This is a genomic window from Candidatus Omnitrophota bacterium (genome assembly GCA_016209275.1).
Lineage (GTDB): Bacteria > Omnitrophota > Gorgyraeia > Aquiviventales > Aquiviventaceae > JACQWM01.
In genome coordinates, this window is sequence record JACQWM010000040.1 from 25,099 (window position 1) to 44,947 (window position 19,849).

Sequence of the window (19,849 nt, forward strand, 5' to 3'; positions counted from 1 at the left end):
CCTCTTCGGGAGGATTACAGGCGAAAAATACAGGCCAGGAGATACCGCCGCAAAGGCGGGGCGTGAAGCGAAGGTGGATCATACCGTGCGGGTTGAAGCCTTACGGGAGCAAGGTCGGGAGAACGTACTGCAACCATCGCGACCAACGGCGTGGGTGAGCTGGTCAACATCGGTGCCGGGGTGATTTCGGTTGCGACTGGCACAGCCGGCTGAATCGAACACGGCATATGGCAAGGGACGGAAGATTGTGACGCTGGCTCGCAACAACATGGGTGCTGCGCAGCCGAGGCCAACGGAGCCGCCAGAAACACCGTGGTCAGCACCAGCGCGAGAGTTTGTCGAGTCATTTGACGAACCTCGTAATCGTCTGCATCAACTCGTTGATCTTCCCTGCTCCCTCGCGCTTACGGATGGCCTCGCTCACGCACGTATTGATGTGGCTGTTCATGATCTGCAGTGAGACTTGATCCAAGGCCTTGCGGGCCGCCGTGAGCTGCTGCACGATATCGATGCAGTAGCGCCGGCCCTCCACCATGCGCGTGATCCCTCGAATTTGGCCTTCGATCCGCCGAAGCCGAGGTACGACGCTGTTATGTCGAGGATACCTGGCCATCCTGATATACACCTGGGGAGTATATACCATACTCCCCAGGGGTATGTCAAGCCAAAAAAAGTGTCTGACACTTTTTACGCCTTAGTGGCTGTGCTGATGCCCTTCTTCGTGATGGTGCTGTGGCTCAGCCTCCGCTTCCCTGTGGTCATGTTGATGGCTCTTGTTGATCACGGGGATAGCGGCCTTGACACCAGCGCCTTCAACAAAAACCATCCGGGCCCCGAGATCGGCGGTTTGAGTCACCAAACCGGTGACGACGGTGAGCGTCAGCAAAAAGCCGTAGCGGAAGGTCGGCTGCTGGGCCTTGTGCCGGAAGCTCCAGCCGGTCAACAGCAGCGCCAGTGGAGCGATCGTGAGGCCGAGTGTCCTGTGCGTCATCATCAGGTGATGGATGCGTTCGTTATGCGGGATGCTTTGGGCGGTCAAGCCCGTCACCACTGCGATGAGAGTCCCGGCGGTCGCCAGATACAGGCACGCCCGCCCAGCGATACACGCCGCGCGCCAGTCCAGCACAATGCCGAGACCATACAGGAGCAACGCGCTTGGAAAGAGGGCGATGGGGAAATGGACGAATACCGGGTGCACATTGAAGACTTCCCGCAGCCCTTGTAGTCCGAACAGTAATGGGTCCATTTCCACCCTGCTGCTCCCAGCGACTCAGTGGCTGTGTCCCGAGTGCCCGTCTCCGCACCCGGTCACCATCAGGACCACACTCACCACCATCAACAATGTCGGCCAGTGCCGAAGATACGTCAGGTACATTGAGTCCTCCTCCTTATTTCGTAAACTGAATCGGTTGCCGGCACGCCGTGCCGCCGGCGTTGTAGTCATAGACCATCCGCCCGCCGAAGTCGGCTCCCACCGTCATCACCCCGATCATCGCGAGCACCAGGAGCAGAAACAGCGGTCGGCCCCTCTTGGGAAACGGCCGTGCCGAAATCGCCCAAATGGTGAGAACCGTACAGATCGCTGTGGTCGCCAGCATGTAGCTCTTGTGCGGCGTCAGCAGCGCGTCGCGGACCGAGAGGGCCAGCATGACGCCTTGTTCCGCGTAGAGACCCGTCGCTACGGCTCCCACCAGAGACAGCGCACCCAGGATCAGCACCACAAAGGCCGAGTGCGCGAAGCGTTCGCTCTTCAACAGCCACGCCGCCACGTACAGAAGCGCAGCACCGCACAGAAACGCGATCGGAAAGTGGATCACAAGCGGATGGACATTCTGTAGGTGCTGCGCTCCGGATAACATCGTCGTTACTCCACCGACTCGACGGTCACGTAGCGTTGGCCGCCGTTCTCATAGAGATCACCTTTCAGGGTCACGGGCTCTCCCATCTTGTTGATCACATCCGCCGGATAGCCGGTCTTGTCTTCTTTGGGCAGCACGGTGTAGAGCTTGCCGGTCCCATCTTCCAGGATGCTGATCGGAATGCCGGCCTTCGCGCAGTCGATTGCGCACTGCTTGTGTCCGGCCCCTTTGGCGTTCATTGCCACGTAGCAGAGCGAATCCACCAACTCGCCCTTGATGGTCACCGCTTGCATGCCCTGGCCGTGCGCGTGCTCATGCGCGGCGTGGTCGTGTGCCTCCTCCGCCCATCCTGATGCTGCACCCACGAGTAACGCGATCCCAACGACTCCTCCTACAACCTGCTTCATTCGAACTCCCTCCTCTATTGAGGCCATCCTGGCCTAGTGATGATGCATTCCTTCATGATGCTCCTGTGATCCCATTGGCTCTCTTGATTCAGACTGGCGATTGCCATCTCCTTCTTCCGCTGGCTCTGCCTTCTGGGGTTTGAGGGTCATGCCGCACTTCGGACAGGAGCCGGGCTCTGACTGTCGGACTTCGGGGTGCATCGGACAGACGTATGCGCCGATCTTCTGCTTGCCGAAGTCGGGATTGATCGACTCGGCCACCGTGCCCGGTGGGTTGTCGTACCAGCCTCCATCATCCGGCAATTGGATCTGTTTGGTGTAGTCGTCCGCAGTCGCAAACCGCGGCGCATTCTCGTGGACTTTGAGCACCGTAAACATCCCGCCCATGCCGATCGGTCCGAACGGCCCCTGGCCGCCCATCATCGGCAGCGTATTCGGTGGGCCGGCCATGTGCTTGGCATGCTCCGCGTGCTCATGCATTCCGGTCTCGCCCATCGCCATGTAGCCGGGCACGAGCGCTTGGATTTTCTCTTCCACGCCAGCTTGATTGACCCCGAGGACATTCGGGATGTCATGGCCCATCGCATTCATCGGATGATGCCGCAGATGACAATGTAGCGCCCAGTCGCCGGGAATGGCGATGAACTCGTAGTCCCGCGTTTGTCCCGGGCCGATGGCGACGGTGGTTTCCATCCACTGAGCGGTCTCAGGAATATCGCCGCCGTCGGTCGCCACGATCGTGAAGGAGTGCCCGTGCATGTGAATAGCATGAAAGTCCTGTCCGACATGGCCCAGCCGGACGCGGACGCGCTCCCCGGGTCTGGCCAAGAGCGGCGCTGTACCGGGAAAGGCCCGGCTGTTGAAGGTGAAGATATTGAAGTCGGTCATGACATTGGGATCAGGCCTCGCCGTGCCCGGCTGGACGAACCATTCGTTGAGAAAGATCGCATAGTCACGATCGATCTTATGCGTCGGTCGCTTCGGGTGGATGATAAAAAATCCCATCGCGCCCAGACCGATCTGCACCATCTCATCGCCGTGCGAGTGATACATCTGCGTGCCATGCTGCTTCAGCGTGAACTCGTACTTGAAGGTGTCCCCTGGCGGGATGGGCCACTGGGTGAGTCCGGCAACACCATCCATTCCACTCGGTAAAATCACTCCATGCCAGTGGACCGCCGTCGGCTCGGGCAGCTTGTTTTCTACCAGAATTCGCACGCGATCGCCCTCGACGGCTTCAATCGTCGGGCCTGGTGTTTGGCCGTTGTAACCCCACGCCTTAACGACCATCCCCGGCGCCATTTCCCAGGTGATCTCTTCCACCGTCAGATGGAACTCCTTTGTCCCGTCGACCATCTTCCATGGCAGTGTAGAGCCGTTGAGCGTCACGACCGGGGTGTAGGGCAGGTCCTTGACCGTCTCGGAGGTCAACGATGTTTGCCCACTGACGACCCGCTGAGCAAGCACCGTCGCCATACTGAGGACGACAACGACCGCTCCAAACAGAATGAGTCGCTTTATGCTCATGACCCACCTCCCTCAGGCAACCGGCCGCCGACGGCTCGCTCCAACTCGGCCCGCGCCATCCAATAATCCCGCAGCGCCTCAATGGAGGCCTGCTGCGCGGCGATCTCTTGCTGTTTGAGCTGCAGGAGCTGGAACGCTCCGATGAGCATATAGTTGAAGTGCCGTTGGGAGGAAGCGACGATTTGGCGACGCAAGGGCAGCAGTCGATCCTGGTAGCGCTCCACGAGCTGCCGCTGTGCCGCAAGACGGTGAGATGCGATGCGGACCTCTGAACGGACCGCCACTTCAAGGGCGGCCAGTCGATGCTGGCTCTGCCGCAGCTGCGCCTTCAGCCGTCCGCGTCTCGCCTGCCCCCAATCGAAAATCGGCACTTCCACATCCCACATCGGACCGGTCACCCGGTCGCCGTCAGGCTCGGTCTCCGTATTGATCGCCGCAACGGTTGCAGGAAGCATCCCAAAGCGAGCCGCGGTCAGTCCGCGTTGCAGGACTTCCAATTCTTGCCGTGCCGCTGCCAGATCGAGCCGCTCGCGCATCGCCAGCATTTCCAATTCTTCTACCGACGGATCGTGAACAGGAAGAGCCGGCAGGACGGTGGCCACCCACCAGGTCCCGGTGTCTGAATGGGACAGTCCTAAGATCTTGGTCAGGGCTTCCCGGGCAGCGATCCGTTCAGTTTGAGCGTGAATCAACTCGGTCTGGGCCTCCTCAGCGGCAGCTTGTTCAGTCGCCAGATCGAAATCCCTGATGTTGCCCGCGTCATACTGCCGTTGGGCCAACTCTGCGGCAGCTTCTGCAGCCTGCAGCACGGTGCCTCGCATGGTGACGAGTTGTTCTGTCGCTTGCACGGCGTAGTAGGTCGTTTTGACCTCAGCTAAGAACCGCAGAATGGCATCGGTCACCTGGAGTTTGATCTGCTCAAACTGGGCGCGAGCCACCCGCTGGCGTAAGGGAAGCAACAAGGTTTCGACCACCGACTGAGCGAGTGCTAATTCCAGGTTTGTCTTGCCTTCGTCTTCCGGCACCCTGGCATGGCCCGAGAAGACGGGGTTGCTGAGCAGGCTCACTTGGATCGCATCCGCTCGGGCGATCCCTAAGGCTTCCAACGTCGCTTGAAGCGATCGATTATTCAGCAGCGCAATCTGCACGGCCCGATCAAGGGTCAGCTCTTCACGCAGCAGATCATGGATCCTTTCAGCGACGAGGCCCGTCGGTGCGCCAGTGTATTGTTGGATGCGCACGCCAGTGCGCTGTTCAATGGTCTTGACCACCTCAGGAAGGCCTGTCTGTCGGGGAATGATCGCGCAGCCGAAGACCAGACCTGCGCTGAAGACGACCCCAATGAACGCTCTCGCGCTATGCCGCATGAAGCCTCACGTCGTTAATCGCAGAAGACAACTCAGGAAATGAGGAAAAGCGACGGACCAGGACTCTCACAACCTTGAGAGCCCCACTTAGGTGAGACGTACTGGGGGCGCGTGGTTCGCGTAGGTCGTGCGGTAGAACGGTCTGACTGATGTCGGTTCTCGCGGAGGAGGGCTTAAGCCGCTTGCCGCACGAATGGGGTCAAGGAGTGAAGTGAGCCACGATGCCCGCACCATGAGAGGATGCAGCTGCCATGCCAGATTCGATGTCAGGTGGAACGCTATCTTCGGGCTCGTCACAGCCTGCACTGCCGCGCAACAGGCGTCCGACGCATCCTCGTGATCATGCGCCGGCGTTGAAGAAGCGTCGTTGTCCTGATGCTCTGACGCCGTGGCGTGGTGAGAACGCTCGCTGTGCGCGGGATGCGCCGCGACCGCTTCCAGATTGCAGTAGTTGCTCGCTCCAAAAAATGCCACACTGCAAAGGATACCGAACCAGGGACTGCTACATTGCTTTCCGCGGCCCATGCTCATTGGGGTTCTCATGATCTTGTTTTTAGTATATACCCCGCCGGGGTACGTTTGTCAACTTTACCGCATCCCGATGCTCAAAACTCCAGGGCGACCCCGGTTCGGATCAGATCATCACTTACCCCTGGCAGTCCGAAAGCTGCCCCGACATGGATACACGGCTTCCACGAGTTACGTCTCGTCGGTCTTGGAATGTTCCAGCTCTTTTTCGACGCTCTTGAGGCCCTTCTTAAACTCCAGGATCGACCGGCCGAACGAGCGGGCAATCTCCGGCAGCCGCTTGGCGCCGAAGAGCAACAGCGCGATCAGCAGGACGATCAAGAGTTCCGGAACACCGATCCTTCCGAACATCACGCTCACCTCCCTCCTCAGGTTGGCTTCAACCGTCGTCGTGGCGTGTTATGGCTGTTCGCCTTGCACCTCAAAGATCGCTTCAATGACCAAGGGAAGATACCGATAGAGACAACACTCAGCTTGCTCCCGAACGGGGCAGCGGTCCTCGGCAGTCAGGTTGCCGCACTGGTGGCACACGCGCTCGCGCATGACCGCCTCATAGTCGGCCAGGTTGTCGCTGCGAATCTGGCGAACCATCTGGACCAGCTCCGGGAGGAACCGGTCGATGCGGCACCCCGCCTCGGTATCGATCACGGAGGTCGGGTCCAGGTTGCGATCGAGGCAGACGGCATGCACCTTGCGTGCCAGGGCGTCCCGATAGGGCTGTAGTGGGTCGCTCATCAGTACCCCCTCTCGATTTTACCAGAGCTTGGCTGCGTCATCCTCAAGCTCGTCATACAGTTCTTGGTATCGCTCAGGATATTTCTGCTTGAATTCTTCCAAGAGCTGTTTGCGAAGGGCCTCGAACGCTTCTCGCCGGTCAAGCTTGCGCACCTGCGAGTCGTAGCTAAGGAACTCCCAGATCTGCCTGGCCTCCACCCCGTTGATTCCTGTCCCGGGCTTGTGCCACATCCGCTTGACGTACTGTTCCCAGAACGGGGGACTCGCCCACTGGGAATTGATGGGCCGGGCCAAGGTATGACACCTGGAGCACTTCTGGGCGAACAGCCCGTAGGACTGCTGCATCTGGCGTGGATAGGCCGACACGTCGATCTGGTCCGGCCCAAGGTCGTTGGCGTACGGCCGCTTCGCCGCTTCTTTGACGTCTTCCTCCACCAGTTGCCGTTCCATGAGTCGATCTGGCTCAGCCTCCGGCGGCGCGGCCGAGACCGAGGTGATCGCAACGCACAGGGTTGCCAGCGTCACAGCCTGCAGACGCTGATGAGCGGCCCTCATCTCGCCTCGCGTGTCATCGCCATACGCCCCATCGTTCCGTCGCTGGCTGCGCTGCGCCAGCCGGTCCTTCTGTTGGGAGATAGGTCTTCAGCCGCTCCACCGTCTCTGGAATGCCGCGCTCCTGTCCCTCTCGAATTTCCCAGATCGCAATGACCGGGAAGAGCTTCGCAAAAATGCAATAGAACAAGAGGAACATCGCAAACGCACCCGCTGTGATGGCGCCCTCGACCCACGTCGGATGGTAGATTCCACCGCGATACGGGAGTCGCGGATTGATCAGCGAGGGCACCACGATCAGAAACCTCTCAAGCCACATGCCGATCAAGACCAGCACTGAGGCGATGACGGTGCCAGGGATCGACCGTCCTTTCCGCAAGGCCAGGATCGGCACCGGAACCACAAAGCAACACGCCACCATCGTCCAAAAATAGGGGGCGTACGGTCCGGTGATCTTCGACCAGAAGACCTGCATCTCGTCCGGCTCGTTGCCGTAGAACGTCGTCAGATACTCCGCAAACGTAAAATAAAACCAGCAGCAGGCCATGACCAGCAACAACACAGCTAGGTTGTTGAAGTGGATCGGCTTCAGATACGCCTCCAAGCGATAGGCCTTGCGGATCACCGCCATCGCGATGATGAGGGCGGCGATCCCGGAGAAGATCGCGCCGACGACGAAGTAGGGGCCGAAGATGGTGCTATGCCACATCGGCTGCACCGTCATGGCGAAGACCCACGAGACCACGGTGTGGACGGTGATCGCGATGGGGATCACGAGCACCGCCATGATCGAGATGGCGACTTCGAGCCAGTGCTGCTGTCGTGGCGTCCCGGTCCAGCCCAAGGCCAGCAGTCGATAGAACCACCGGCGCTTCGGGACGCGGTCCCTGAGCAGCGCGAGGTCCGGGATGAGGGGCAGATACAGGTACAAGGTGCTCGCGGTCAAGTACGTTGTGATGCTCGTCACGTCCCAGAGTAGCGGCGAGCGGAAGTTCGGGTGGAGGAGGACGTTCAGCGCCCGGTCCGGCCGGCCTAGATCCATAAGGATGTTGCCAGCGCCGATGAACAGCACCAGCACGGTGATCGCCTCCGCCATTCTGGTGATTGGTCGTCGCCATTCCGCCCGGCACAGCCGGAGGATGGCCGAGATCAGCGTTCCGGCGTGGCTGATCCCGATGAAGAAGACGAAATTGGTGATGTAGATGCCCCAGAATACCGGGCGGTTGAGACCGGTCATCCCTAAGCCGAACACCAACTGGTGGAGCCAGGCATAGGCTGCCACCGCGATCACCACCAGGAGACAGCCGATCACTGCGAAGAACCCGGGCGAGAACCGGGTGATGGGGGTGATCAGATCCGACTCCAGGCGGGAGGGTTGGCTCATCGTCAGGCCTCTGACAAGTAGGTCACCTTCGGCTTCGTGCCGAGTTCTTCCTGCAATAAGAAGCGACGCGGGTTGTGCCGCTCCGCAGAGACGGCGCTCTTGGGATCCTCAAGGTCGCCGAACCGGATCGCCTGGGCCGGGCAGGCCTGCATGCAGGCCGGCACATAGTCTCCCTCGCGCAGCGGACGGCCTTCCCTCGCCGCACGCTCCTTGGCTTGCTGCAGACGGTGATGGCAGAAGCTGCACTTTTCAGTAACCCCTCTCGGCCGAACCGAGACGTCCGGGTTGTGCATCGCGGCCATCTGTCCCGGCCACTGCGGCGCAGACCAGTTGAAGAACTTGCACGTGTACGGGCAGGCGTTGACGCAGTACCGGCAGCCGATGCAGCGGGGATAGATCTGCGCCACCAGGCCCTCGGGGTTCTTGTACGTCGCAAACACCGGACAGACCGCGGTGCATGGGGGGTCCTCACAGTGTTGACACGGGATCGGCAGCAACCGTTGGCGCACCGCCGGGTATTCGCCTTCCTGGACCGGGAGCACCTTCATCCACTCGATCACGCGACCCTCTCGATGCATCGTCGGATCGGGCAGCGGCTGATTGTTCTCCGTCCAGCATGCCACCATGCAGGCCTGACAGCCCGTGCATTTATCCAAGTCGATGACCATGCCCCACCGATGAGGCTGAGGATCGGCTGGGCCTGTCGGACGTTCCTCGGCGACGGCTTCGGTTTTCAGAAACCAGCGAAACAGGACGAGCGATGCGCTGGCGGTCAACGCCCGTTTCAACAGGGCGCGTCGGGAGAGCCTCAGGCCTGCCATGCCTTGACACGGGTTCCTTGCCATGCGGTCCCTTGCGTACGCGCCTCTGATCCGTCGGCCAGCAGCTCCAATGGATTCGACCCGATCCCCTGAGCCCAGCGGCCCAGCGCCGTATGACCCAGCCCGATCGGAACCCCCACCACGCCTGGCGTCACCCCTTCATACCACCGCGCTCGGACTCGAATGCGTCCAGACGAAGAGGCCAGCCAGATCCCCCTACCATCCTGAAGACCGTACTGTCGCGCCGTCGTCGGATGGATTTCCGCCCAGGTCTCCCACGCCTCATGCAGCTGGCTGCCTGCGATTTGCTGCAAGTGGGGCAAATGCGCCCCTGAGCCGTTCAAAAACGCCAGAGGCGTGTAGAGGTACAGCTTCAAGGGGTAGCCCTTCGCCGCCGCGTCCGGTTGATCCACAGACGATGATGCCTCGTGAGCCCGAAGCAGCGCTGCGATCTGTTTGGGGAAAAACTCGAACCGTCCAGATGGGGTTTGGAAGGCCGGCCACGGAGCGGCCTCGGCGGGCCAGACCAATCCGCCCCTAGCTAGGATCATGTCCCAGAATTCATCGAAATCCACCGGAGGCTCCTCCTCTTCGGGAGACAGCCGGCCCGGCAGGGTCACCTGGGGCAGCAGCGTTCCTTCCCGCGCATCGTAGAGTCCCCGGACGTGCTCACGCACCATCTCTTCCATCGATGTCCAAGGAACCACGTCCGCCGCGGGCGAGCCCAGCATACCCGCCAACTGCAGGATGATGTCCTCGAGCGGCTTGGTTTGGCCTCGCGGAGGCAACGCCGGCTGGCTGATGTTCGCGACCACCGTGCCGTCCGTGGCGATCACCGGTGTGAAGTGCCATCGCTCCAGGGCGGTCGCCATGGGCAGGACCACGTCAGCGTGTAGCGCCGTCTCGTCCAGGAACGACGTGAGCACGACGACGAACGGAACCCGGCCCAACGCGTCGCTCCAGCGAGCGGGCGCGGGGCTGGCAAAGCACGGGTTGGCATCGGAGATAACCAGGGTGTCGATGGACGCCAACCGCGAGACGATGCCATCAGCCCAGTCATCCGCCCCCGGCCCCGGTTGTCTCGACGTGGGCGGGGATGTTGCTGGGCGCTCGGAAGGAAGGGCATGCGACAGCCCCCGCGGCTGCCAGCGCCTGAGCACCCCGCCGCGTGCGTCGAGATTACCGACCAAGCCGTTCAACGCCATGACAGCCCACTGTGCGAGCAGGTCGGTTCGCGGTCCCAGCGCCAGGCCGCGTTTGAGGCCGAACTCTTTGGCCAGCCGCCTGAGCGTGTCTGGCGATATGCCGGTGCGCTGTGAGACTGCGTCAGGGTTCCCGCGCGATTTGACGAGCTGGGTGAAGGCCTCGAAGTCCCCGGCGGCCTCGCGGACGAACCGCTCGTCAAAGAGCCGCTCCCGGATGATGACGTGCGCCAGTGCCAGCGCCACATCAGCGACGTGTTCGGGCTGGATCGGGATCCACTCGTCGCTCTTGGCCGCGGTCATCGACAGGCGGGGCTCCATGTGGACGATCCGCACGCGGCGATCCGCTCGCCCGCGCCGCAACATCCCGTACGCCCGCGACGCCTCGACAGGCGAGGGAAACGCCTGCAGCCAATCATGGCTGAACGACAGCACGAAGTTGGCCTGCGACAGGTCGTACAGCGGCTCTCCGGCTTCATCGACCATGAGCCGGAAGGCGTCGATTGGGAGCTCGCCAAGCGGCCAGCGCATGGAGTACAGATGCGATGATCCCAGCACCGCCAGAAATCGGCCCACGAGCTGTTGGCTCATTCCACTGGGTTGGCCCATCAGCCACGCGAACCGACTGCCGCTGCCGTGTTGCTGGAGGCGATCGACCACCAAACGCATCGCCTCGTCCCAGCCGATCGGTTCAAACGCTCCGCTGCCGCGCGCCCCGACGCGTCGCAGCGGCTGAAGTAACCGGTCCGGATGGTACAGCTCGGTGACGCCGGCAAAACCTCGGGGACACAGACTCCCCTGATTGATCGGGTGAGCCGGAAGCCCTTCGACCTTCACCACACGTCCATCGATGATCCGAGCCACAACCCCGCACCCGGCCGGACACAGCTGACACGCCGAGGGTGCCCAGCGCTCCGGCTCGCGCGAGACGACCGACCCTTCCTGGAGGGGCACCGGCAGGCCCAGTAGTCGGTATTTGACGAAGTTCGACAGCGCCCCCCACACGGTCGTGATGAGCCAAGCCAGGTCGAGGAACTCGCGTCGCGTTAGGTGCATCCCATCGCTATCGGTGACAGGCCAAGCAGTCCGTCGTCACGCGCTCCTTCCGGTGGCACTCGAGGCACCGTTCCATGTTGATCGGCACCGTCTGCCGATCAACCGGCCGTGTCACGTACTTCATCTCGCCGTGGCAGACGGCGCAGTCGAGCTTGGCCGTCGTCACATGGCGCTGGTGCGAAAAATATACATGCGGCTGGACCCGGTGGACCTGCTGCCACGGGATCTCCTTTCCTTCGGCAGCGATCGCTTTCAGCTGCGGATCGATCCGACTCAACTCCGGGGTCTTGGCGCGCCACGACGCATGACACTCAAGACACTCCTGCACCGTGGGGATCCCTGCGAACGGCTGCGAGTTGACGTAGACGTGGCAGCCCGCGCACTTGAACCCGGCTGCGATGTGTTTCTGGTGATTGAACGGGATGGACGGTTGGACAACGGCGGGACGGCGGGTTCGGCCCTGGCGCTCAGCGTACAGGACCGCGCCCGCGAGGAGGATGACGCCGACGAGCAGCAACAGTCGTTCCCTCATTGGGCCCCGCGCGAGGGAACGCCTAAGCCGAAGGCGCCGGCGGTTTAGGCGATTCCTTCAAGGCCTCTTTGGCTAACGCAGTCAACCCCGCGGCGGCTCCCAGCCCCATCGTCTCCACCGCCGTCGATGGGACGATGATCACCGTCGAGCTTTGCCGCATCCCCTCCAGCAGGATGTTCATCGCACGCAGGTGCAGAGCGGTGGGATTCTCCACATACGATCGGGAGGCCTCAGCAAACGACATGGCCACTTGACGCTCTGAATCCCCTAAGATGATCCGGGCCTGTCGTTCCCGCTCGGCCTGGGCCTGCATGGACATCGCATTCTGCAGGGCGGGTGGAATCTTGACATCCCGGATCTCCACGGAGTGCGCCTTGATCCCCCACGGCTCGGAACGATGATCGATCATTTCGCACAGCAGGGCGTCGATCTTTTCCCGGCCCACCAGCATCTCCGAGAGATCGGTCTTGCCGATGACATCCCGAAGAGCCGTCTGAGAAGCCCAGGCGATGGCCTCTCGATAATTCTCAACCTCCAGCGCTGCCTTCATCGAATCGATCACCCGCCAAAACAACACGGCGTCCACATCGACCGGGATGCTATCCTTTGTCAGGGTCTGCTCCGCCGTGAATGGGGTCGTGATCGTCCGCACATCAATCCAGTACGGCACAGTGTCGATGAACGGAAGCACTACGAAGATCCCAGGCCCCTTGAGCTGGTAGAACTTCCCGAGTCGAAGGACGACGGCCTTCTGCCACTGCTTGCCTACTTTGATCGACACCCCCAGCAGTAGCCCGATGCCCGTGCCGACCGCAACAGCCCAGGCGTTGCCCGAAACCCCACACGCCCACAAGCCGGCGATGACGGATACGAGGAACAGCAAGACGGGCAACGGATGCGCACCCATCATGGTTGACCTTTCTGGTCGCCCGACGGCGGCGTCATGTACTGGGGTTTGCGGATTTGCGTGTCGTACACGAGAAACTCATAGATCTCCCGCTTGTCCTTCTTGCCAACCTCGCTGCCTTTCTTACGCATCATTTTGTCCAGGTAGCCTTCCCATTCCTGCGGTGTGAACTCCGCGTTGATGGGGCGGGAGAGGTTGTGGCATTTGGCGCACTTTTGCGCGAAGAGCTCGTAGCGCTGCTGCATCTCGGGTGGGTACGCGGAGATGTCAATGGTCTGCGGCCCTTGATCCCACCTGGCCCGGCGCTCCTCCGGGGTTTCCTCTGACTGCGCCAGCGCCAGCCCGGCCACAGCCAGGCCGGCTAGCGGCGCCAACAGTCTGAGCACTCGCTGGGGCGTTAATCTGGCCATCGTTCCTCCATGGGTTCGTCAGTTGGAATTCTGCAAGTACTCGAGAATTTTCTGGCTTTCCTCTGCGGTCAGATTGGCCCGGACGCGCATGTGTCCCATCACGATCTTCCAGCGCTTATCCGAATGCTCCACCGGAGGCCGCGCGGCATGGCACCGGGCGCACGTCGCCTCGTACAGCCGCGCGCCCGTCCAGCCGGTTGAGGATTTCTCCTCCTTCGCCGAGACACCTCCTGTGGCGGCAACAAGCCCCAGCACCGTCAGGAGAACGCCGAATACAAACCGTCTCATCATCTGTCCTCCCCTGCGATCAGAAGCCATACGCGATCTGCGTGATGAACAGGTCATCGTCCACCTTCGCGGTGCCGGCATTCTCCTGGCTCCATTCATATGCCAGACGCCACACCAGGCTCGGGCGGAGATAGTAGTTCACGCCGATGCCGAACTCATGCTGGTTGTCGGTCCCGCTCGTCGTCTCGAGCGCCGCTTGGCTGAATCGCCCGACGAGCTCCGTGTTGCCGAGGTATCGGCTGCCGGGAAGATCGCCCAACCAGACGGCGAGATCGTTCAGGGAATACGCGGCTTGGAGGTACCAGCCTTTCTTCAGCAGGTCTTCCTGGTCGGTGTTTGGGGTCGCCACCTCCTGGAACGTGAGGATGTATTCACCGCGGATCTCGAGCGATTCGGTCGGATGGGCCGCCCAATCCAAGCCCCACATGTTCAAATCCAGCGTGCCGTCGGTCGTGTAGGCGCCACGATACCAGGAGGTCCCGATGCTGCCCCACGGGAGCACCCGCAGCCCCCACCGGGTGCCGACGGCGATGTTGTCGTTGCTGTCCGTCACGTTATCGCGCAGGTCGCGCAAGCTTGCCCCAGATGCGCCTTCCAAGCCGTTCGTCAGATACGCGGTGTATTCCACGTCGACGGGTCGGTCCGTCCCGAGGAACTTGTTGATCCCGACCGCGCCTCGTGCTTGGGCGCCGATCTCAGTCCATTCACCTGGCAGCACCTCGTCGAAGATGATGGGCCGAGTGGGGAACTTGTTGATCCACGTCGGATGGAGCCGGTCGTTCCACTCGCCGAAGGGCATAAGGAACTTGCCGCCTTCGAGCGTGAGGTAATCATTGACCATCCAGTCGATCGTCGCGTACTCCAACATCTTTTCATCGCCGCCATTCTCATACTCGAGCTCGGCTTGCATCAGGACGTTCTCGCCCAGCATTCCCAAAAAGATCGGGTTGAAGTGGCCGTTTTCGAATGTCCGAGAGGCGCTTTCGTTCGCCTGGTATGCCAGATCCACTGCGCCGGTCACCATGACGCCGGTGTTCTGTCCCAGGTCGAGGCTTCCCAGCGGCCCGTGGGCCGCTTCCTTGACGGAGGCCAACTCCTTTCGGTCAGACTCTCGCTGCTGCTTGAGCTGATCGAGCTGGCCTTGGAGCGCACGCACCTGCGCTTCCAATTGGGCGATCTTGTCGTCCGTCGTATCAGCCCACACCGGCCCGCCGGCAACGCAGAGACCGCCGATGAGCGCAACCGCTCGCCATCCCCCCGCTCTCCCCATCATCTCCTCCCCTCCCGTGCCTGATCCGTCCTCACCGAACTCGTCCGCTGCGACGCTCGCGTTGGCGCACGACGGATGGAACGACACTCCGACAGTTGCCGGTAAGAATAGCGGGGGCACCTGAAGAAATGCTGAAGAATTGCTTAAGGTTTCTTAAGCAAGCGGCAGGCGGATGCGGAAGGCAGTGCCTTGGCCCGAGGTGCTCTCGACACGGATGGTCCCCCCGTGAGCCTCGGCAATCATCTGGCAGATCGCCAAACCCAGTCCATGGCCGCCAACGGCACCATCGCGGCTCTGGTCGACCCGGTAGAACCGATCAAAAATATGCGGGAGGTGTTCAGGGGCGATGCCGATGCCAGTGTCTTTGACCGTCAGCTCGACATGTTCGTCGCTGGCCCAATATCCAAGGATGATCCGTCCTCTCTCAGGAGTGTACTTGACCGCGTTGTCCACGAGGTTGAGTAAGAGCTGCTTGAGCCGCATCTCATCGGCACGCACGATGATATCGCGGCCGTTCACGACGTCCACCTCAAGCTGCTTCGCTTCGCCGAGGAGCCGAGCGTCTTCCGCCATCTCGTGGATCAGCCTCGATAGGGAGACCGACTCCCGCTCGAGCTCCAGCCGACCGCCATCCGCCCGCGAAAGAAGCAGCAGGCCGTCGATCAGGCGGGTGAGTCGGTCAATCTCCGTCATGCAGTTCTGCAACGTCTCCTGACAGCGGCCCGGGACCGGGCACGCGCTGATTCCGGTTTCGATCTCCCCTTTGAGGACCGCCAGCGGCGTGCGCAACTCGTGGGACGCATCCGAGGTGAACTGGCGCATCTGGGCGAACGACCGGTGGAGCCGTCCGGCCATCTCGTTGAACGTGTTGGCAAGCCGCTCGACTTCATCGCCGGTCGCCGGCACCGGAATGCGTCGGTCGACGACGTTGTCCGCTTGGATCGCTTGCGCGCTATCGATCATGTGTCGCAGCGGTGCGAGCGCCCGATTGAGCAGCACCCATGCTCCGATGCTAGCCACGAGAAAAATGATAGGCACGAGAATCACCAGGGTTTCGAGCAGATGCCAGAGGCCTTCTTGCACGCCGCGAAGCGGCATCGCGACAGTGCCTACATAGGCTAGCCGACCGTCTTCGCGCACTTCCTGCCGAAGCGCACGCCATCGCCCGGCGTGCGGCAGCCGGACGGAGACAGGTCGACCAGTACCGGCCTCTGCGGACACTCGCAGGGTGTCACTCACATCAAGCGGCAGCACGGCCGTGTCGTACAGGGTTTTGCCGGCGCCATCGGTGATGTGCACGTAGAGCTCGCGCTCGACCCCGTGGAGATCGGCCATCTCCTTGACGACACGGCCGACCTCGATCCCTTTGTGCTGGGGCAGCAGTTCAACCAAGCATCCCGTATAGGCCGCCAGCTGCTCATCGAACTCGCCATACAGCCGAGCGGACATGCGGTGATACAGGCTGGTTCCGACGACACCATGCACCAATCCCAGACTGACAACGTACCAGGTGATCAGACGAACGCGGATGTTGCGCACGGTCATTCAGGCGACACAGGCTGGGTCGTGGATCGTATAGCCAGTCCCGCGGATCGTGTGAATCAGTGGCACCTGGCCACTCTGGTCCACCTTCCGCCGCAGATGGCTCAGGTGCACTTCGACCAAATTCGTGCCGCTGTCGAAGTCGTAGTTCCAGACGTGCTGCTCGATCATGGTCCGGGTGACGACCTGGCTGGCGTTGCGCATTAGGTATTCCAACAGCGCGAATTCGCGCGGCGTGAACTCGAGCTGCCGACCGGCCCGGGTCACTCGCCGGGTCGCGGTATCCAGGACCAGGTCACCTACCTGCAGGAGATGCGTCTGGGGTGTGCGGCGTCTCAGCAGCGATTGCACTCGGGCCACGAGCTCGGCCACTGCGAATGGTTTGCTCAGATAGTCGTCACAACCAGCGTGCAGTCCCTCGACCCGGTTGTGCACGGCGCTTCTCGCGGTCACCGCCAGCACGGGGGTCGCAATCCCTTGTTGCCGCAGGGTCTTCACCAGGGCCAGTCCATCGAGCTTCGGCAGCCTCAGATCCAAGATGATCGCGTCGTAACTGGTGGCCTGCGCGAGGTCCAGTCCGGCCTCACCGTCGTGCGTGCAGTCCACCGCATAGCCGACCTCCGCCAGACTCCGCCGGATAAAGCTGGCGACCCGTTTCTCATCTTCCACGACGAGGATGCGCATATCGGAAAAATTGTAAGGAACCGCACCTCTTCAATCTATGATCTGTGTCATGGGGTCGCTACGGTCCATGACGCATCTGAACGGTTTAGCTTCGTGGGACATCTCGCCACCATGCAGAAACGGTGAGGGCGGCTTTCGACCACCCTCACCTTACGCCATGAGGTCACAACTTCGCGAGCTCGCCCTGCTGGATTTTCTCCACCAGCGTGTTCCAGGCCTCTTTGGGAAGGCGGACGAGATTGCCTTCCTCGCCAATTCGGACTTCATCATTGGCCACGTCCCCGAGACAGCAGGAGCCCTGCGGATTGGTCACTTCGCAGTAGCAGTTGCCAGCTTTCCAGAGGTGTCAGACGCTTCCTGAACGGGCGGAAGTGTCTGACGCTTAACGGGTGCGGCGGGGGCCGCGGTAGGGGGCGTGGCGCTCGGTGTACTCGATGATCGTGCGCATCATCTTCACCGTTTCCACCGGATACCGGCCCATCGCGGTCTCGCCGGAGAGCATGACGAAGTTGGAGCCGTCGATCACCGCATTGGCCACATCGCTCACCTCGGCGCGCGTTGGCTGCGGATGGTCGATCATGTGTTCCAGCATTTGGGTAGCCGTGATCACTGGCTTCTTGTAGTGGTTACAGGCGGCGATCATCCATTTCTGCAGGATCGGGATTTCGTGGACCGGCAATGAGATCCCCAGGTCGCCGCGCGCGACCATAATGCTATCCGCCCGCCTGAGAATCGCCGCTAGGTTCTGCACCCCTTCCCGGTTCTCGATTTTGGCGATGACCTGGCAGTGCGGCAAGGTTTCCCGCAGCAGCCGCTTGACCGCATCCACATCCGCCGCGTTGCGCACGAATGATTGCGCCACATACTCGACCTTATGTTGAATGGCAAATGATAAATCGGCCATGTCCTTGCTGCTGATCGCCGGAAAATCCAGGTGGGTGTCCGGAATATTCACCCCTTTACGCTCGCCCAATTTGCCCCCTTGGATCACCTGGGTCACGACATGGTCCTCAAAACTTCGGAGCACGTTCAAGTGCAGATTGCCGTCATCGATGTAGATCATCTGTCCGGGTTGAATCCGGGTGAAGCGGCCGGTGTAACTCAGCGACACCCCCTCCCCTGTCCCTGTCCTGGGCTTGCGGTAGAGGATAAATCGCTGCCCTGTTTCCAGCAGGATGGCGCGGTGGCTGCGGAGCACTCCAGTGCGGATGCGATGGCCGGCCAAGTCTTGAAGGATGGCGATCGGACGGCTCAGGCCTCGCTGGGCCTTGCGGATCTGCGAGAGCATCCGCTCATGATCCTCCAGCGTGCCGTGGGAGAAGTTGAACCGGAAGACGCTGACCCCCTCCCGGATCAATTGGCGCAGAACCGTAGCGCTCGCGCAGCTAGGACCAACGGTGGCAATAATCTTTGTGCGCGTCTGCATCAATCGAACACCGCTGCGCGTGGGGAACGCGCTGGCGGCTCAGGGCTCACAGGCAACGTGAGATCGAGGGACGCCTGGCCGGGGATGCACAGCTCCTTGCAGGCAAGCCAACTCACGGTCGCGTTGAGAGGAAGCTCGGTGTAGGCGTCTCTCACCGTCTGATACCGAAGCTCGCTGATCAGCGTGACGTCCTTCTCATAGCCAAATGTCTTGATGTTTCCCGGGTCCATAAACCGTTTGGGGTTCGGCCACTGAAGCGGCCCGAACCAACACCCTGACGGCGCTGACCATTCGATCTTGGTGGGCAACCCCGCGTCGCCAGGGGTCTCATAGTAAATATGCCAGCCTGGCTCTATCGTAAAGCGCACCCCGACTCTCGTGGCGCCTCCGGGTTGAATCGTCGTGTGCTCGGCGATCAACTCAGCGTTGACCGGATGAGGGGCGGCGACATCAGGTTCCTTGCTGGGCGATTCATCCGCATCGGTGGCGGCCCGCCCGCATGCGCAGACCGTCAACAATAGAAGTGTCAGACACTTCCTGAACAGGCGCAAGTGTCTGACACCTGTTGGATCAGCGGACATCAGCGTATCGATCCGCGTTGATCAGCGATCTAGGGCTTGCCTTCACGCTTCATGGCGCTGTCGATGGCGCCGCGCACGCGGCCGGCTTCGGTAATCGGCAGGTTCGCCTCCGTCGGCACGTAGATCACTGCGTTCTGATTCTTCTGCAGTCCCTCAATCCATTTATAGCGCAGATACGGATCTGAGAGGCTGGCGGCGATGATCTCATTGCTCTTCGCGACCCCTTGCGCTCTGGCAATTTCAATCTCGGCGTCTTTTTTGGCCTTGGCCAGCTCAAACTCCTTTTGGAACGACTCTTGCTCGGCTCTGAGCTTGGCTTCGATGCTTTGGGCAAACGTCGGCGGCAGCCGCACATCGCGCAGCAGCACATCCTGCACCATGATGCCGCGCTGCTCCAGCTTATCCCGCAAAAACTTGAGGATGTTTTCGCCGATTTCCTTGCGGCCGGCATCGCTGTAGAGCGCCTTCACCGCATAGCCGCTGACGACGTTGCGGATGGCTTCGCGGACATACGGCTCCAAAATGGTTTCACGATACCCGCCCCCGATCGTTTTGCGCACTTTGACCGCCTGCTCGCGCGGGATGTTATAAATCACGGACACATCCAACTGTGAAATCAGCCCTTCAGACGAGGGCACCTGGGCGGTCTCTTTGATCTCTTGCGTCTTCACATTCCAGGTCTCAACCCACGAGGTAAACGGGATATAAAAATGCCACCCGGAGGCCAGCGCCTCATCCGAGATCTTGCCAAAATCGGCCTTGACCCCGACC

23 protein-coding genes are annotated in these 19,849 nt (G+C 61.3%); all 23 read right to left on the bottom strand.

Going from position 1 to position 19,849, the window contains the following annotated elements:
- Positions 1-343 precede the first annotated feature (343 nt).
- Positions 344-613 carry a metal-sensitive transcriptional regulator gene (locus HY737_05645; GenBank protein ID MBI4597867.1) on the bottom strand — a complete coding sequence of 90 codons (270 nt, stop codon included), beginning with the start codon at positions 611-613 and terminating at the stop codon, positions 344-346.
- A gap of 81 nt (positions 614-694) precedes the next feature.
- Positions 695-1,246: a DUF2231 domain-containing protein gene (locus HY737_05650; GenBank protein ID MBI4597868.1), complete on the bottom strand. Its 552-nt coding sequence runs from the start codon at positions 1,244-1,246 to the stop codon at positions 695-697.
- Positions 1,247-1,388: 142 nt separating this feature from the next.
- Entirely contained in the window at positions 1,389-1,859 is a 471-nt protein-coding gene (locus tag HY737_05655; GenBank protein MBI4597869.1) for a DUF2231 domain-containing protein, read from the bottom strand.
- A 5-nt stretch (positions 1,860-1,864) separates the two neighbouring features.
- On the bottom strand, positions 1,865-2,266 hold the full coding sequence (locus HY737_05660; protein MBI4597870.1) for a hypothetical protein: 402 nt from the start codon (positions 2,264-2,266) through the stop codon (positions 1,865-1,867).
- A 33-nt stretch (positions 2,267-2,299) separates the two neighbouring features.
- Positions 2,300-3,793 carry a copper oxidase gene (locus tag HY737_05665; GenBank protein ID MBI4597871.1) on the bottom strand — a complete coding sequence of 498 codons (1,494 nt, stop codon included), beginning with the start codon at positions 3,791-3,793 and terminating at the stop codon, positions 2,300-2,302.
- The gene (locus HY737_05670; GenBank protein ID MBI4597872.1) at positions 3,790-5,160 is read right to left on the bottom strand and encodes a TolC family protein; all 1,371 of its coding nucleotides are present in this window, start codon (positions 5,158-5,160) and stop codon (positions 3,790-3,792) included. The genes HY737_05665 and HY737_05670 overlap by 4 nt, the downstream gene beginning before the upstream one ends.
- Before the next feature lie 699 nt (positions 5,161-5,859).
- Positions 5,860-6,039 (bottom strand): twin-arginine translocase TatA/TatE family subunit, encoded by a 180-nt coding sequence (locus HY737_05675; GenBank protein MBI4597873.1) that lies wholly within the window; start codon positions 6,037-6,039, stop codon positions 5,860-5,862.
- Positions 6,040-6,087: 48 nt separating this feature from the next.
- A complete protein-coding gene (locus HY737_05680) occupies positions 6,088-6,423 on the bottom strand; it encodes a hypothetical protein (GenBank protein ID MBI4597874.1) in 336 nt (111 codons plus the stop codon).
- An 18-nt stretch (positions 6,424-6,441) separates the two neighbouring features.
- Positions 6,442-6,978, bottom strand: a complete 537-nt coding sequence (locus HY737_05685; GenBank protein ID MBI4597875.1) for a hypothetical protein — start codon at positions 6,976-6,978, stop codon at positions 6,442-6,444.
- Between the two features lie 13 nt (positions 6,979-6,991).
- Positions 6,992-8,359 (bottom strand): polysulfide reductase NrfD, encoded by a 1,368-nt coding sequence (gene nrfD / locus HY737_05690; GenBank protein ID MBI4597876.1) that lies wholly within the window; start codon positions 8,357-8,359, stop codon positions 6,992-6,994.
- 2 nt (positions 8,360-8,361) lie between these two features.
- Positions 8,362-9,027 (bottom strand): 4Fe-4S dicluster domain-containing protein, encoded by a 666-nt coding sequence (locus HY737_05695; protein ID MBI4597877.1) that lies wholly within the window; start codon positions 9,025-9,027, stop codon positions 8,362-8,364.
- 140 nt (positions 9,028-9,167) lie between these two features.
- On the bottom strand, positions 9,168-11,438 hold the full coding sequence (locus HY737_05700; protein MBI4597878.1) for a molybdopterin-dependent oxidoreductase: 2,271 nt from the start codon (positions 11,436-11,438) through the stop codon (positions 9,168-9,170).
- A 7-nt stretch (positions 11,439-11,445) separates the two neighbouring features.
- Positions 11,446-11,970 carry a cytochrome c3 family protein gene (locus HY737_05705; GenBank protein ID MBI4597879.1) on the bottom strand — a complete coding sequence of 175 codons (525 nt, stop codon included), beginning with the start codon at positions 11,968-11,970 and terminating at the stop codon, positions 11,446-11,448.
- 22 nt (positions 11,971-11,992) lie between these two features.
- A complete protein-coding gene (locus HY737_05710; protein ID MBI4597880.1) occupies positions 11,993-12,880 on the bottom strand; it encodes a slipin family protein in 888 nt (295 codons plus the stop codon).
- Positions 12,877-13,287, bottom strand: coding sequence for a hypothetical protein (locus tag HY737_05715; GenBank protein MBI4597881.1), 411 nt, complete (start codon positions 13,285-13,287; stop codon positions 12,877-12,879). Before HY737_05715 ends, HY737_05710 begins: the two co-directional genes overlap by 4 nt.
- Before the next feature lie 18 nt (positions 13,288-13,305).
- Positions 13,306-13,575, bottom strand: a complete 270-nt coding sequence (locus HY737_05720; protein MBI4597882.1) for a cytochrome c — start codon at positions 13,573-13,575, stop codon at positions 13,306-13,308.
- A gap of 19 nt (positions 13,576-13,594) precedes the next feature.
- The gene (locus tag HY737_05725) at positions 13,595-14,848 is read right to left on the bottom strand and encodes a hypothetical protein (GenBank protein MBI4597883.1); all 1,254 of its coding nucleotides are present in this window, start codon (positions 14,846-14,848) and stop codon (positions 13,595-13,597) included.
- 150 nt (positions 14,849-14,998) lie between these two features.
- Complete coding sequence (locus HY737_05730) at positions 14,999-16,390, bottom strand: HAMP domain-containing histidine kinase (GenBank protein ID MBI4597884.1); 1,392 nt, start codon at positions 16,388-16,390, stop codon at positions 14,999-15,001.
- Entirely contained in the window at positions 16,391-17,071 is a 681-nt protein-coding gene (locus HY737_05735) for a response regulator transcription factor (protein ID MBI4597885.1), read from the bottom strand.
- A gap of 163 nt (positions 17,072-17,234) precedes the next feature.
- Positions 17,235-17,384 (bottom strand): hypothetical protein, encoded by a 150-nt coding sequence (locus tag HY737_05740; GenBank protein MBI4597886.1) that lies wholly within the window; start codon positions 17,382-17,384, stop codon positions 17,235-17,237.
- A 69-nt stretch (positions 17,385-17,453) separates the two neighbouring features.
- A complete protein-coding gene (gene pyk, locus HY737_05745) occupies positions 17,454-18,497 on the bottom strand; it encodes a pyruvate kinase (protein ID MBI4597887.1) in 1,044 nt (347 codons plus the stop codon).
- Complete coding sequence (locus tag HY737_05750) at positions 18,497-19,015, bottom strand: hypothetical protein (protein MBI4597888.1); 519 nt, start codon at positions 19,013-19,015, stop codon at positions 18,497-18,499. Before HY737_05750 ends, pyk begins: the two co-directional genes overlap by 1 nt.
- A 92-nt stretch (positions 19,016-19,107) precedes the next feature.
- A partial coding sequence (locus tag HY737_05755) for a prohibitin family protein (GenBank protein ID MBI4597889.1) occupies positions 19,108-19,849 on the bottom strand: 742 nt, incomplete at its 5' end.

Coding starts and splice junctions, on each gene's coding strand:
- HY737_05705 (MBI4597879.1), bottom strand. CDS start 11,970: ATGAGGGAACGACTGTTGCTGCTCGTCGGCGTCATCCTCCTCGCGGGC.
- HY737_05655 (MBI4597869.1), bottom strand. CDS start 1,859: ATGTTATCCGGAGCGCAGCACCTACAGAATGTCCATCCGCTTGTGATC.
- HY737_05710 (MBI4597880.1), bottom strand. CDS start 12,880: ATGATGGGTGCGCATCCGTTGCCCGTCTTGCTGTTCCTCGTATCCGTC.
- HY737_05720 (MBI4597882.1), bottom strand. CDS start 13,575: ATGAGACGGTTTGTATTCGGCGTTCTCCTGACGGTGCTGGGGCTTGTT.
- HY737_05730 (MBI4597884.1), bottom strand. CDS start 16,390: ATGACCGTGCGCAACATCCGCGTTCGTCTGATCACCTGGTACGTTGTC.
- HY737_05700 (MBI4597878.1), bottom strand. CDS start 11,438: ATGCACCTAACGCGACGCGAGTTCCTCGACCTGGCTTGGCTCATCACG.
- HY737_05725 (MBI4597883.1), bottom strand. CDS start 14,848: ATGATGGGGAGAGCGGGGGGATGGCGAGCGGTTGCGCTCATCGGCGGT.
- HY737_05715 (MBI4597881.1), bottom strand. CDS start 13,287: ATGGCCAGATTAACGCCCCAGCGAGTGCTCAGACTGTTGGCGCCGCTA.
- HY737_05665 (MBI4597871.1), bottom strand. CDS start 3,793: ATGAGCATAAAGCGACTCATTCTGTTTGGAGCGGTCGTTGTCGTCCTC.
- HY737_05680 (MBI4597874.1), bottom strand. CDS start 6,423: ATGAGCGACCCACTACAGCCCTATCGGGACGCCCTGGCACGCAAGGTG.
- pyk (MBI4597887.1), bottom strand. CDS start 18,497: ATGCAGACGCGCACAAAGATTATTGCCACCGTTGGTCCTAGCTGCGCG.
- HY737_05670 (MBI4597872.1), bottom strand. CDS start 5,160: ATGCGGCATAGCGCGAGAGCGTTCATTGGGGTCGTCTTCAGCGCAGGT.
- nrfD (MBI4597876.1), bottom strand. CDS start 8,359: ATGAGCCAACCCTCCCGCCTGGAGTCGGATCTGATCACCCCCATCACC.
- HY737_05660 (MBI4597870.1), bottom strand. CDS start 2,266: ATGAAGCAGGTTGTAGGAGGAGTCGTTGGGATCGCGTTACTCGTGGGT.
- HY737_05685 (MBI4597875.1), bottom strand. CDS start 6,978: ATGAGGGCCGCTCATCAGCGTCTGCAGGCTGTGACGCTGGCAACCCTG.
- HY737_05675 (MBI4597873.1), bottom strand. CDS start 6,039: ATGTTCGGAAGGATCGGTGTTCCGGAACTCTTGATCGTCCTGCTGATC.
- HY737_05695 (MBI4597877.1), bottom strand. CDS start 9,027: ATGGTCATCGACTTGGATAAATGCACGGGCTGTCAGGCCTGCATGGTG.
- HY737_05650 (MBI4597868.1), bottom strand. CDS start 1,246: ATGGACCCATTACTGTTCGGACTACAAGGGCTGCGGGAAGTCTTCAAT.
- HY737_05645 (MBI4597867.1), bottom strand. CDS start 613: ATGGCCAGGTATCCTCGACATAACAGCGTCGTACCTCGGCTTCGGCGG.
- HY737_05735 (MBI4597885.1), bottom strand. CDS start 17,071: ATGCGCATCCTCGTCGTGGAAGATGAGAAACGGGTCGCCAGCTTTATC.